Consider the following 12,808-nt stretch of genomic DNA (forward strand, 5'->3'; position numbering starts at 1 on the left):
CTTATGAACTTAAGCGTTCGATTTATGATTTTGCACGTATTCCTGAAGATCCTTAATAATGGACTCAGCTCCTTCAGGAGAAAGAATGATTTTACCGTCGGCAAGGGAAAGGTTGTCATCAGACACTTCTCCGGTTACCTGGCAGGTCATGTTTGGTTTGTATTTTTTTAATACAATGCGGTCATGGTCCACATAAATTTCAAGAGCGTCTTTCTCTTGGATTTCAAGTGTGCGGCGGAGTTCAATCGGAATAACTACACGCCCTAATTCGTCAACCTTACGTACGATACCTGTTGATTTCATTGGTAGGTCCTCCTTAATTTTAGCTTTATTCGTCAAAATTCGACATTTTCTATCTGTATGCTAACAATACCAATGTTTTCTAATACCGTCAACGAATTTGAATCATGATTTCTGTGAAATTTAACAAAAATTTCAAAGTAATTTATTTAAATAATTCAATATTATTTATCATTTTTATACTTATTTTTGAAATAAAAAACTATAATTCAGGAATAAGAAAGAAATTTTTCATAATAAGGAAATATTTACTGTGTTAAAAACATTTTTGTCGAATTGTCGAATAAAAATATTTTTGACGAAAAGGGAAAAAACACATAGTATATTATTGTAGAAAATATATGGTCTGAAGAATGGATAAGTATCTATGGAGGTCGGCACAGAGAACCGGGAAGGCTGGAAACCGGTGCGGCATAAATGGAGAAAATGGTCCGGGAGGACGTCCGTGTGAGCTGAAACAGTAAAGACGGGCCGTCGGCGGCGTTAACGCTGAACTTCCGGGGCCGGGTGTGCCTGGAAATAAGCCGTTATTTGTAAAAATAGCGGAAATTTGGGTGGTACCACGTGAGCGCAGCTTTCGTCCCTTTGGCGGACGGGAGCTTTTTTATATTGGAAGGACCTTTACACACTTTTAAAGGAGGACATAAACATGCCAGAAGAAAAGAACACGTTTTATTTAACGACACCGATTTATTATCCGAGTGGGAAGCTTCATATTGGACACGCATATACGACAGTAGCCGGAGACGCCCTTGCCCGCTATAAACGCCTGAGGGGCTACGATGTAAAATACTTAACTGGTACCGATGAACACGGGCAGAAGATTGAAAGAAAAGCGGAAGAAAACGGGGTCAGTCCGCAGCAGTTTGTCGACGAGGCAGCACGAAATATTAAACAGCTTTGGGATAAATTAAACATCACCTACGATGATTTTATCCGCACGACTGAAGACCGCCATCGTGATGCTGTACAGATCATTTTTGAAAAACTAAAGGACAACGGGGATATTTATTTAAGCGAGTATGAAGGCTGGTATTCTGTGCCGGATGAGACCTTCTATACAGAAACCCAGCTTGAAGACAAACAGTACGATGAAGCTGGCAGTGTGGTTGCCGGCCTCAGTCCGGAAAGTGGCCATCCAGTAGAGAAGGTGCGGGAAAAATCGTATTTTTTCAGAATGAGCAAGTATGCGGACCGCCTGCTGCAGTTTTATGAAGATAACCCGGAGTTTATTCAGCCGGAGTCCCGTAAAAATGAAATGATTAATAACTTTATTAAACCGGGGCTTGGAGATTTATCGATTTCGAGAACAACATTTGAATGGGGCATTCCTGTCAAAAGTGACCCTGAGCACGTGGTATACGTATGGATTGACGCACTGAGCAACTATATTACTTCGCTCGGTTATACGACAGATCACGATGAAGAATATCAAAAATACTGGCCGGCAGATGTGCACATTGTTGGTAAAGAAATCGTGCGCTTCCATACTATTTATTGGCCGATTATGCTGATGGCACTCGATCTGCCGCTGCCGAAAAAGGTGTTTGGCCATGGCTGGCTGTTAATGAAAGATGGAAAAATGTCGAAATCCAAAGGGAACGTCGTTGATCCAATTCCTCTTGTTGACAGGTACGGTCTGGACGCCGTGCGCTACTATCTGCTCCGGGAAGTGCCGTTTGGCTCGGACGGGGTATTTACGCCAGAGGGATTTGTGGATCGCCTAAATTATGACCTTGCGAATGATCTGGGTAATCTGTTAAATCGGACTGTAGCGATGGTGAATAAATATTTTGACGGCTCGATCCCGGCCTACGTAAAAGATGCAAGCCCATATGACGCTTCTCTGCTTGAATTGATAGATTCTACTGTCGTCAAAGTGGAAGATGCGGTGGAAGAAATGGAATTTTCGGTAGCTTTAACAGCTATCTGGCAGCTTATTAGCCGCACAAACAAATATATTGATGAAACCCAGCCATGGATTCTTGCACGAGACGAGAGCGAGCGGGAAGTGCTCGGTTCTGTGCTTTACCATCTAGCAGAGTCTCTGCGGGTAATCAGCATACTGATTCAGCCGTTTATGACAGAGACACCGAAAAGTATTTGGTCGCAGCTTGGAATAAATGAAGAAATTATGGACTGGGAGACGACAAAATCCTTCGGGCATATAAAAGAAAGCACCAAGGTAGCCGCCAAGGCCACTCCGGTCTTCCCTCGTCTCCAGCACGAAGATGAAGTGAAGTATATTATCGAGTCGATGGGCGGAACGGTAAAAGAGGAAGAAGACCAAGAGGAAGAAGCGGAAGAAAGCAATGAAATTACGATTGATGATTTCGGAAAAGTCGAGCTGAAGGTAGCAGAAATCATCGAAGCAGAGCCGGTGAAAAAAGCGAATAAACTGCTTAAAATCCAGCTCGACGTAGGCGATGAGAAGCGCCAGGTCGTTTCCGGCATCGCAGAGCATTATGCCCCGGAGGACTTGAAGGGCCGGAAGGTGATCTGTGTTACCAATCTGAAAGCAGTGAAGCTTCGGGGAGAATGGTCGGAAGGAATGATTCTGGCTGCTTCCAAAGGAAAAGAGCTTACGCTTGCTACCATCGACCAGGCTCTTCCAAACGGGTCGGTCGTAAATTAAGGAAAGGACGAGAACGTGATGCTTTTTGATACACATGTTCATTTGAACGTAGAACAATTCGAAGGAGAAGTCGCAGAAACCATCGAACGGGCGAAAGAAGCCGGGGTTGGATACATGACGGTCGTCGGCTTTGACAGGGAGACGATCCCTAAAGCGATAGAACTCGCGGAAACGTATGATTTTATTTACGCAGCAGTCGGCTGGCATCCAGTTGATGCTGTCGACATGACCGAGCAGGACCTGGTCTGGCTGGAAGAGCTCACCGCCCATCCACGGGTGGTGGCTCTCGGGGAAATGGGACTCGATTACCACTGGGACAAATCTCCGAAGGACGTGCAAAAAGACGTATTCCGCCGGCAGATACACCTGGCGAAGAAAGTAAATATGCCGATCATTATTCATGACCGCGAAGCTCATGATGATATTGTCGATTTGCTGGAGGAAGAAAATGCAGGAGAAGTCGGCGGTATTATGCACTGCTTTGGAGGAACCGCCGAAACGGCTAAGCGCTGTATGGATGTGAATTTTTATATCTCCTTTGGCGGACCGGTTACATTCAAAAATGCCAGACTGCCAAAGGAAGTAAGCAGAGAAATCCCTATGGACCGGCTGTTAGTGGAAACCGACTGTCCATTTTTAGCGCCCCACCCGTACCGTGGCAAACGAAACGAACCAGCTTATGTAAAGCTGGTGGCTGAAAAAATCGCAGAATTAAAGGGAATTCCGTACGAAGAATTGGCTGAACAAACGACGAAAAACGCTAAACAGCTTTTTCGTCTGTAAAAGAGGACCCGGCCCGCTATTTCCATAAAATGGGAAGGCGGGCTGTATCATAGAAATAGACTAAAATGGTTTCAAAGGAAGGTAGCCGTGCGTATTTATGAATGTATCGTAGTGGAGGGCAAATCTGATACCGCAGCTGTCCGTAATGCTGTGGAGGCGGACACAATTGAAACGAACGGTTCAGCAGTAAGCGAGGAGGCACTGCGGCGGATTGAACTAGCTCAGAAACGGAGAGGAATCATCATTCTAACCGATCCAGATGTGCCGGGCGAGAGAATCCGCCGAATCGTCAGCCGGCGTGTGCCGGGCTGCAGGCATGCTTTCTTAACAAAAGATAAAGCATCCGGGCGCCCGGGCGAGAGCCTGGGTGTGGAGCACGCCTCGGCGGAGACGATCCGGGAGGCGTTAAGACACGTTCGTAGTGAGAAGGAGCACCCAGAAGTGACAGCCGCAGTAACAAGGCAGGATCTTCTGGAACTGGGATTGTTTGCCGGAAGAGGCTCAAGAGAGAAACGGGCCCGCCTGGGGGAAATACTGAACATTGGTTATGCCAATGGGAAGCAGCTTCTAAAAAGGCTGGAAATGTTTCAGATCAGTCAAGCTGAATTCACTGCAGCTTATGAACAATTAATGAAAGAGGAGGAAAAGGAGTGAAGGATATAGCGACCCCCGGCCGCACAAAAGACATCTTGGAGCGACACGGATTTTCGTTTAAAAAAAGCCTGGGACAAAATTTCTTGATCGACGCAAACATTTTAACGCGTATCGCAGAAGCAGCAGGTATAGAGCGGGAAGACGGAGTCATAGAAGTAGGGCCCGGCATTGGGGCCCTGACAGAGCATCTCGCAAAACAGGCAGGCCAGGTGGAGGCGTTTGAAATTGATCAGCGCCTGCTTCCGATTCTGGAAGAAACGATGGCTCCTTACCCGCATGTGCACGTGCACCACCACGATATTCTGCAGGTGGACCTCGGGCCGTTTATTAAAAACCGCATGAGTGAATGCCGCAGTATATCCGTGGTGGGGAACCTTCCGTATTACGTTACGACTCCTATTCTAATGGCTTTGCTTGAACAAAGGCTGCCAATTAAAAATATCGTAATCATGCTGCAAAAGGAAGTGGCAGAGCGGATGGCGGCCGTGCCGGGCACAAAAGCCTACGGCTCCCTGTCCATAGCGGTGCAGTATTTTGCAGAAACAGAGAAAGTAATGACTGTTCCTAAAACCGTATTTATTCCGCAGCCGAGAGTCGATTCACTGATCCTTCGTTTGAAAAAGCGCGAGGCGCCGCCAGTGCACGTAGTAAACGAGGAATTCTTTTTCCAGGTGGTGCGGGCGTCATTTACGCAGCGTCGAAAAACTCTTTGGAACAACCTGCTTCACCAGCTCACTGGAACAGAAGGGAAAGACAGGCTGATGCAGGTATTTGAACAAACCGGCATCGATTCCGGCAGGCGGGGCGAAACGCTTTCTATGGAAGAGTTTGCGCTTTTAGCCAATGAACTTGCTCCTTTTTCTCAAGAATTTTAAGACCTTGCCAAAAAGAAAGATTTAGTAATTGACATTCAAATTAAAGAATTGTTATAATGAAAAATTTTTGACAACTAACCCGAGTTATGTTAACATGATTTTTAGTGAGGTGGGTTAGACAATGGGAAAAACATTGGTGGAGATTAAAGAAGCGTTGGATTTAAAAGTAGGTAAACGAGTTACGGTGATTGCTAATGGCGGACGCAAGAAAACCGTCGAACGTTCCGGTTATTTAGAGGAAACATATCCTTCCGTCTTTATTGTCAAACTAGACAGAGCCCAGCATCCTGTCGAACGTCTTTCTTACAGCTATACAGATGTACTCACCCAGACAGTCAAACTGTATCTAACGGAAGAAGAAGAGCTTCAGGCTTAACTAACACATACGAATGCAGTCCCCGGACAGCATACAGGCTTTCTGCGCTAAGCGGAAAGCTTTTTTGCGTGGGCAGAGCCCTGCTGAAGTGGGCGTAAGACTTTAGTTTCCCGCGCTCCATGCTCCAGTCGCATCCTGGAGAGCTTTTCCTGCTGTACATGCTGCTGTTTTTCCACTAAAATGTTAGAAGGTTGAAAGTACGGTAAACGTGGAGGAAGATGAGAGAAGGAGAATGATGGTGAAGTTATCAAAAAAGGCTCCGGCGAAAATAAATCTGACGCTCGACGTTTTAGGTAAACGGGCGGACGGCTATCACGAGGTGAAAATGGTGATGGCTCAGGTGGATTTGGCTGATCGACTGGAGTTTGAGCGAAGAAAAGATGGAAAAATTGTCGTGCAGATGTCAGAAGGTTTTCTTCCGGAAGACCACAGAAACCTGGCCTACCAGGCTGCAAAACTGTTAAAGGATAAATACCAGATTGCTTATGGCGTATCGATCTTCATACATAAAAACATTCCTGTGGCTGCCGGGCTTGCCGGAGGAAGCAGTGACGCTGCAGCTACGCTGCGGGGGGTTAATGAGCTGTGGGAGATCGGTGCAGATACGGAGGAGCTGGCGAAAATAGGAGCGCTGATCGGATCAGACGTATCCTTTTGTGTGCACGGAGGAACGGCGATCGCTACCGGACGGGGTGAGCGAATTGAACACATTGATCCGCCCCCGTCCTGCTGGGTAATTTTAGCTAAGCCTCCTACAGGTGTTTCTACCGGGGAGATTTACCGCAGAATCGACGCGGCTAAAAAACGTAAGGAAATGACGCCGGCAATGGTGGAAGCGATTCGGAACGGCAATTATGAACAACTTTGCCAGTCTTTATCCAATGCCCTTGAAGAGGTCACTCTTCCGCTGTATCCCGAAGTGGGCCAGATCAAAGCCCGTATGCTTGATTCGGGAGTGGATGCTGCGCTGATGAGCGGCAGTGGCCCTACCGTTTTCGGGCTGGTAGATAAAGAAAGTAAAGTGAGCCGTGTGTATAACGCGCTTCGCGGCTTCTGCTCCCAAGTGTACGCGGTTCGACTGTTGAACAACCGAAATGCTTGATAAAATCCGTATAAAAATGGTATATTCTTGCTAAATATTCGGATTTTACGGAGGTAAGCATGAAAAAACTGAAACGAAGCGGCCGATTGGTGGATATGACCAACTTTTTGCTGCAGCATCCACATGAACTTATCTCTCTTGGTTATTTTACAGAGAGGTATGAATCCGCCAAATCCTCGGTAAGTGAAGATTTGACTATTATTAAAGAAATTTTTGAAACGCAGGGCGTGGGGGCCCTGCGGACGGTGGCAGGCGCGAGCGGCGGTGTGCAGTATGTGCCGAAAGTGGAAAAAAGCACTGCAGAATTGTTTGTCGACGGGCTGTGCGAGAAGCTTGAAAACAAAGAACGGCTGCTCCCGGGAGGGTATTTATACATGATGGATATCCTTGGCCGTCCGCGCACGATGAATGAAGTAGGAAAGATGTTTGCTTCTGTTTTCGCGGACCGGCAAATTGATGCCATTGTTACTGTGGCAATGAAAGGTATTCCGCTTGGCTATGCAATTGGTACATACTTGGACGTTCCTGTAAGCATTGTGCGAAGAGATCACCGGGTTACGGAAGGATCGACGGTGAGCATCAATTATGTATCAGGATCATCGAGGCGTATCCAGACGATGTCTTTAGCGCGCCGGAGCCTGCCGGAAGGATCCAATGTCCTTGTAGTAGACGATTTCATGAAAGCAGGCGGCACAGTAAGCGGAATGATAGAACTACTCCAAGAGTTCCGGGCGAATGTGGCAGGCATTGGTGTGCTCGTAGAAGCTGAAGGCGCAGGCGAACGGCTGGTGGACGACTATGTAAGCATTGCTCGGGTAGAAGAGGTAAACGAAAAGACGAAAAACATCCGCGTAGTGCCCGGAAACTTTCTAACAAAGCTGGAAAAGGAGAGATCGAGATGAAGGAAGTATTTACTAAGCAGGCACCAGAGGCCATTGGGCCGTATTCCCAGGGGATTAAGGTAAATAACGTATTTTACAGCTCCGGCCAGATTCCTCTGACGACCGCAGGCGAAATTGTAAGCGGCGGCGTGGAAGAACAGACGCACCAGGTTTTTCAAAACCTGCAGGCGGTACTCGCTGAAGCCGGCTCTTCGCTGAATCATGTTATTAAAGCCACAGTGTTTATAAAAGATATGGATGAATTTCCGGTTATTAACGAAGTGTACGGATCTTACTTCCAAGAACATCAGCCGGCCCGCTCGTGTGTGGAGGTGGCCCGCCTGCCGAAGGATGTAAAGGTGGAAATCGAAGTTATTGCTTTACTGTCTTCATAAAAAAACAGCGCTCTTTGCTGCCTGCGTGAATCGCGCTAATGGCAGCTGGAGCGCTGTTTTTTTATGATAAGGGTAGAAAAGGCCACAAGATAAGCCGATAAGAGTTATAACGAAAAAAATTTTGAATACAGGACTTTTAGCTCGCGTAAAAAGATGTGGTAACATAATTAAAACATCGTTATACTGGATATATGTTTATATACTTAAAAATTAAATATATTTGCGGGTGATTACAGACCCAGGCAGGATTTTGCAGAGCAATATAGAAGTCACTAATCATCCTCTCCATGTTCAGCTGGAGAGATACATAGAGACAGGTGAGTTAATAAATCAAAGGTGGTGAAAACATGCAGGTAACAGACGTCAGGCTGCGCCGGGTAAATACTGATGGACGAATGAGAGCCATTGCTTCGATTACATTCGATGAAGAGTTTGTTGTTCATGACATCCGGGTCATTGATGGAAATAACGGTCTCTTTGTTGCTATGCCGAGTAAACGCACCCCTGATGGGGAATTTCGTGATATTGCCCATCCTATTTCGTCAGCGGCAAGAGAGAAGATCCAATCCGCTGTATTAGCAGAATATGAAGAGCAGGATGAACAGCCTACAGAAAAAAATTTTAACGAAGCCGGCGCTTCGTAACATTATAACGTACCACCGCAGCAATAACGGTCTCACAGAGGGACCGTTATTTATTTTGGGCTGTAAGCGAAATCAGGTGGATAGGCGGGCTTTCATTATGTAGAATAGGTAATAGTGTATTCTTGAAAACCTACAGCTTTTAAGATATTATTCTTAATGGACAAAAATGCGCATATGGAGGAACCTACATGAACAATCGCTATGCCGTTATTTTAGCTGCCGGGAAAGGCACCCGTATGAAATCCAGTCTTTATAAAGTACTCCATCCTGTTTGCGGAAAACCGATGGTGGAGCACGTCGTGGATGAGCTCGAAGAAGCCGGTGCCGATCAATTAGTCACAGTGACCGGCCACGGGGCAGAAGCTGTCGAGGAGCGTTTACAAGAGCGTACTTCTTATGTGCTTCAGGAGGAGCAGCTCGGAACTGCTCATGCCGTGATGCAGACTAAAAAGCTGCTTGAAGGCAAAAAAGGCACAACCATCGTCGCTTGCGGAGATACCCCTTTGATCCAGGGGAGTACGATGCGGGCACTGATGGACCATCATGAACAAATGGAAGCAAAAGCAAGCATCCTGACAGCCATAGCAGATGAACCTGCCGGATACGGACGGGTCGTCCGGAACAGCAGCGGAGAAGTCGTGCGGATCGTGGAACATAAAGATGCAGACGAAACGGAAAAAGGGATACGGGAAATTAACACAGGCACATACTGCTTCGATAACGAAGCATTATTTCATGCGCTCAGCCAGGTAGATAACAATAACGTACAGGGGGAATATTACCTTCCTGATGTCATCGGCATACTTCAGGAAAAGGGCGAAACAGTAGCCGCCTGGACCACTCCGGATTTTTCTGAGACAATCGGGGTGAATGACCGGGTAGCTTTATCCCAGGCTGAGAAAGCTATGAGGCGCCGCATTAATGAACATTGGATGCGCCAGGGGGTAACTATTATCGATCCGGAGAATACTTATATCTCTAAAGAAGCCGTGATCGGTGCTGATACAGTCATTGAGCCGGGAACAATTCTTCGTGGCAGTGTGCATGTAGGAACCTCCTGCCAGCTCGGCCCTCATTCAGAAATCAGCAACGCTGTCATTGGCAGCGAAACGGTGGTCCGGCAATCGACAGTGACAGACAGCGAGGTAGGGAACTTGGTACAAATCGGGCCTTACGCTCATGTCCGCCCGGCCTCATTAATTGGGGACGAAGCTAAAATCGGCAACTTTGTTGAAATTAAAAAAGCGTCTATCGGCCAGGGAAGCAAAACCTCCCACCTAAGCTACATTGGAGATGCAGAGGTAGGGAAAAATGTGAATATCGGCTGTGGTTCCATTACTGTTAATTACGACGGTGCGGGTAAGCATTTAACGAAAATCGAAGATGAGGTATTTATCGGATGCAATTCCAATCTTGTAGCGCCGGTAAACGTGGGGAAAGGCGCTTACGTAGCGGCTGGCTCCACGATCACTTCGGATGTTCCGGAGGATGCCCTTTCTATTGCGAGGTCAAGGCAGACAAATAAAGAGAACTATGTAAGTGAAAAATTAAACACAGGTAAAAAGCAAAACAAGTGACGGAGGGAATTAAAAAATGTCCACGATGGATCGCTCCAATTTGAAAGTATTCACCCTGAACTCGAATCCAAGGCTGGCCGAAGAAATTGTTGAGCAGATCGGCACAACAATGGGGCTTAGTTCTGTAAAACGATTCAGCGACGGAGAAGTGCAGATAAATATCGAAGAAAGTATCCGCGGCTGCGATGTCTTTTTGGTCCAGTCGACCTCAGACCCGGCCAATGAGCATATTATGGAACTGTTAATCATGATTGATGCCTTGAAGCGGGCGTCGGCAAAAACGATCAGCGTTGTGCTACCTTATTATGGTTATGCACGGCAGGACCGCAAAGCCCGGGCTAGGGAACCTATTACAGCCAAGCTGATTGCCAATCTGCTGGAGACAGCTGGAGCGACAAGGATTTTAAGCCTGGACCTGCACGCAACACAAATTCAGGGATTTTTTGATATTCCGGTGGATCAATTGCAGGGAGAACCTATTTTATCCCGTCACTTCAACGAAAAAGGTTTGGAAGACCTCGTTATTGTTTCACCAGACCACGGGGGCGTGGTGCGAGCGCGTAGAATGGCAGACCGCTTAAAGGCGCCTATCGCAATTATCGATAAGCGCCGGCCGCGGCCGAACGTTTCAGAGGTCATGAATATTGTCGGTGATGTAAAAGGCAAAACGGCGATTATTATTGATGATATTATTGATACTGCCGGAACGATTACGCTCGCAGCAGACGCATTAATTGAGTCAGGCGCAAACCATGTGTACGCGTGCTGCACTCATCCGGTACTTTCCGGCCCGGCCATAGAGAGAATTGAAAACTCTAAGATTGAAGAACTTGTAGTAACGAATTCCATTGTGCTTCCGGAAGAGAAAAATATTGATAAAGTAACTCAGCTCTCCGTCGGCCCGCTTATGGCTAAAGCGATTATTAATGTCTTCGAGCAGACTTCGGTAAGCCGTTTGTTTAATTAATCGACAAGAAAATCAATGGTTTGAATAAGCCATTGATTTTTGATGTGGATTCTGGTATAATTCTGTCTCAAGTGGGCAAAATTACGCGAACACGTGAAAATAAAATTTAACTTATGAGGTGAATACCATGGCTACGCAGTTAACTGCAGCTCGTCGTCCTGAGACAAAACAGTCAGTGACGAAAAAACTACGCAGAGAAGGCACAATCCCAGCCGTTATTTATGGCAAGAAAACGGAAAGCCAGCCTATTTCTGTCGACAACATTACATTCTTAAAAACGATCCGTGAAGCTGGAAAGAACGGCATCATTGATCTGACTATTGAAGGCGAAAACAAAAAACACCAGGTCATTGTGCATGATATGCAGGTGGACTCTATTAAGGATTACTTTATCCATGTTGACTTCTTTGAAGTAGACATGACTTCCGAAATGGAAGCAGACGTTGCTGTAAACCTCGAGGGCGAAGCGCCAGGGGAAAAAGAAGGCGGCGTTGTCTCCCACATGATGTTCAATATTACTGTCAGCGCACTGCCTGCTGAAATTCCTGACAGCATCAGCGTGGACGTTTCAACATTGAACATCGGCGACTCCATCCAAGTAGCAGATCTGCCAGAAGGTCTGAATTACACGATCACGAGCGAGCCGGAAGAAACGATTGTTACTGTTCTTGTACCGGAAGAAGAGCCGGAAGAGCCAGGCGAAGAAGAAGTAGAAGAGCCTGAGCTTGTAGATGCGGATGAAGAATCCGAAGAAGGCGGCTCTGAAGAAGGCGGCAACGACAACAACAATTCATAATTTCTGTATCAAAGCGACGGAGGGCTTCAGGCTCTCCGTCATAAATAAAGATCGCAGGCAACGCTGCTCGACAGGCGCCCTGCGATCTTTATTTATGCTATGCTGTAAAGCTGAAATATCTTAAAATAAGACAAGCACTGCAATCGTTTCGAACGTCAAAAATCAGTTTTTTTAGTATAATACAAAGAAGCAGTCCAACCTATATGTACGAGGCAGAGCGGGGGTCCAGCATGAAATTTATTGTCGGGTTAGGCAACCCGGGAAAAAAATATAAAAAAACACGCCACAATATCGGATTTGAAGCTGTAGAAGAGCTTGCTTCCATGTGGCAGCTATCATGGAAAAAAAGCAAATGGAAGAGCGAAACTGCCGAAACAATGGCAGGGGGCGAAAAAGTAATACTGGTAAAGCCGGTAACTTATATGAATTTATCAGGAGAAGCAGTAGGCCCGATGCTTGATTTTTACAAAGCCGCGCCAGAGGACATTTTAGTAGTATATGATGACCTGGACCTGGCGCCCGGTACGGTCCGCCTGCGCAAGAAGGGCGGTCACGGAGGCCATAATGGTATACGGTCATTAATTGAACATTTAGGTACGAAGGAGTTTAAGCGCCTGCGTATTGGTATCGGGAAACCGGAGAAGGCGTCTGTCATTGACTATGTTCTGGGTACTTTTCCGCCCGGGGAGCGAAAGCAGATGGATGAAGCTGTGAAGAAGGCGGCAGCGTCAGCAGAAGCGTGGAGCAGTAAATCATTTGATGAAGTAATGAACGAGTTTAATTAATAGAGGGCCGGAGTGGGACTGAAGCGTTCCGCTCTCCT

14 protein-coding genes are annotated in these 12,808 nt (G+C 46.6%); 13 read left to right on the forward strand and 1 reads right to left on the reverse strand.

The window, feature by feature from the left end:
- Window positions 1-9 precede the first annotated feature (9 nt).
- Window positions 10-303, reverse strand: a complete 294-nt coding sequence (locus ACTTK6_RS09260; RefSeq protein WP_079474407.1) for an AbrB/MazE/SpoVT family DNA-binding domain-containing protein — start codon at window positions 301-303, stop codon at window positions 10-12.
- Between the two features lie 646 nt (window positions 304-949).
- On the opposite strand from ACTTK6_RS09260, the gene metG reads away from it, so the two are divergent.
- The 13 genes from metG (at window position 950) to pth (ending at window position 12,770) form a co-directional block, all read left to right on the forward strand.
- Window positions 950-2,935 carry a methionine--tRNA ligase gene (metG, locus tag ACTTK6_RS09265; protein WP_462833255.1) on the forward strand — a complete coding sequence of 662 codons (1,986 nt, stop codon included), beginning with the start codon at window positions 950-952 and terminating at the stop codon, window positions 2,933-2,935.
- Between the two features lie 18 nt (window positions 2,936-2,953).
- Complete coding sequence (locus ACTTK6_RS09270) at window positions 2,954-3,718, forward strand: TatD family hydrolase (RefSeq protein WP_462833256.1); 765 nt, start codon at window positions 2,954-2,956, stop codon at window positions 3,716-3,718.
- Window positions 3,719-3,805: 87 nt separating this feature from the next.
- The gene (gene rnmV / locus ACTTK6_RS09275) at window positions 3,806-4,372 is read left to right on the forward strand and encodes a ribonuclease M5 (RefSeq protein WP_462833257.1); all 567 of its coding nucleotides are present in this window, start codon (window positions 3,806-3,808) and stop codon (window positions 4,370-4,372) included.
- Window positions 4,369-5,247, forward strand: a complete 879-nt coding sequence (gene rsmA / locus ACTTK6_RS09280; protein ID WP_462833258.1) for a 16S rRNA (adenine(1518)-N(6)/adenine(1519)-N(6))-dimethyltransferase RsmA — start codon at window positions 4,369-4,371, stop codon at window positions 5,245-5,247. Before rnmV ends, rsmA begins: the two co-directional genes overlap by 4 nt.
- Window positions 5,248-5,368: 121 nt before the next feature.
- Window positions 5,369-5,623 (forward strand): Veg family protein, encoded by a 255-nt coding sequence (locus tag ACTTK6_RS09285; protein ID WP_022792872.1) that lies wholly within the window; start codon window positions 5,369-5,371, stop codon window positions 5,621-5,623.
- Between the two features lie 238 nt (window positions 5,624-5,861).
- Window positions 5,862-6,725 carry a 4-(cytidine 5'-diphospho)-2-C-methyl-D-erythritol kinase gene (gene ispE / locus ACTTK6_RS09290; protein WP_462833259.1) on the forward strand — a complete coding sequence of 288 codons (864 nt, stop codon included), beginning with the start codon at window positions 5,862-5,864 and terminating at the stop codon, window positions 6,723-6,725.
- A gap of 59 nt (window positions 6,726-6,784) precedes the next feature.
- Window positions 6,785-7,627: a pur operon repressor gene (gene purR / locus ACTTK6_RS09295; RefSeq protein ID WP_079474402.1), complete on the forward strand. Its 843-nt coding sequence runs from the start codon at window positions 6,785-6,787 to the stop codon at window positions 7,625-7,627.
- On the forward strand, window positions 7,624-8,001 hold the full coding sequence (locus ACTTK6_RS09300; protein ID WP_079474401.1) for a RidA family protein: 378 nt from the start codon (window positions 7,624-7,626) through the stop codon (window positions 7,999-8,001). The genes purR and ACTTK6_RS09300 overlap by 4 nt, the downstream gene beginning before the upstream one ends.
- 347 nt (window positions 8,002-8,348) lie before the next feature.
- On the forward strand, window positions 8,349-8,645 hold the full coding sequence (gene spoVG / locus ACTTK6_RS09305) for a septation regulator SpoVG (protein ID WP_079474400.1): 297 nt from the start codon (window positions 8,349-8,351) through the stop codon (window positions 8,643-8,645).
- A 188-nt stretch (window positions 8,646-8,833) separates the two neighbouring features.
- Window positions 8,834-10,222 (forward strand): bifunctional UDP-N-acetylglucosamine diphosphorylase/glucosamine-1-phosphate N-acetyltransferase GlmU, encoded by a 1,389-nt coding sequence (glmU, locus tag ACTTK6_RS09310; RefSeq protein WP_079474399.1) that lies wholly within the window; start codon window positions 8,834-8,836, stop codon window positions 10,220-10,222.
- Between the two features lie 16 nt (window positions 10,223-10,238).
- Window positions 10,239-11,189, forward strand: a complete 951-nt coding sequence (locus tag ACTTK6_RS09315; protein ID WP_079474398.1) for a ribose-phosphate diphosphokinase — start codon at window positions 10,239-10,241, stop codon at window positions 11,187-11,189.
- Between the two features lie 127 nt (window positions 11,190-11,316).
- Window positions 11,317-11,985, forward strand: a complete 669-nt coding sequence (locus ACTTK6_RS09320; protein ID WP_079474397.1) for a 50S ribosomal protein L25/general stress protein Ctc — start codon at window positions 11,317-11,319, stop codon at window positions 11,983-11,985.
- Window positions 11,986-12,215: 230 nt separating this feature from the next.
- Entirely contained in the window at window positions 12,216-12,770 is a 555-nt protein-coding gene (gene pth / locus ACTTK6_RS09325; protein WP_079475037.1) for an aminoacyl-tRNA hydrolase, read from the forward strand.
- Window positions 12,771-12,808 lie beyond the last annotated feature (38 nt).

It is taken from the genome of Marinococcus salis (assembly GCF_054971365.1).

Bases quoted from the DNA above. Each gene is read 5' to 3' on its own strand.
- ACTTK6_RS09270 (WP_462833256.1), top strand. From the start codon at position 2,954: ATGCTTTTTGATACACATGTTCATTTGAACGTAGAACAATTCGAAGGA.
- metG (WP_462833255.1), top strand. From the start codon at position 950: ATGCCAGAAGAAAAGAACACGTTTTATTTAACGACACCGATTTATTAT.
- purR (WP_079474402.1), top strand. From the start codon at position 6,785: ATGAAAAAACTGAAACGAAGCGGCCGATTGGTGGATATGACCAACTTT.
- pth (WP_079475037.1), top strand. From the start codon at position 12,216: ATGAAATTTATTGTCGGGTTAGGCAACCCGGGAAAAAAATATAAAAAA.
- ACTTK6_RS09315 (WP_079474398.1), top strand. From the start codon at position 10,239: ATGTCCACGATGGATCGCTCCAATTTGAAAGTATTCACCCTGAACTCG.
- ACTTK6_RS09260 (WP_079474407.1), bottom strand. From the start codon at position 303: ATGAAATCAACAGGTATCGTACGTAAGGTTGACGAATTAGGGCGTGTA.
- ACTTK6_RS09320 (WP_079474397.1), top strand. From the start codon at position 11,317: ATGGCTACGCAGTTAACTGCAGCTCGTCGTCCTGAGACAAAACAGTCA.
- ACTTK6_RS09300 (WP_079474401.1), top strand. From the start codon at position 7,624: ATGAAGGAAGTATTTACTAAGCAGGCACCAGAGGCCATTGGGCCGTAT.
- glmU (WP_079474399.1), top strand. From the start codon at position 8,834: ATGAACAATCGCTATGCCGTTATTTTAGCTGCCGGGAAAGGCACCCGT.
- ACTTK6_RS09285 (WP_022792872.1), top strand. From the start codon at position 5,369: ATGGGAAAAACATTGGTGGAGATTAAAGAAGCGTTGGATTTAAAAGTA.
- spoVG (WP_079474400.1), top strand. From the start codon at position 8,349: ATGCAGGTAACAGACGTCAGGCTGCGCCGGGTAAATACTGATGGACGA.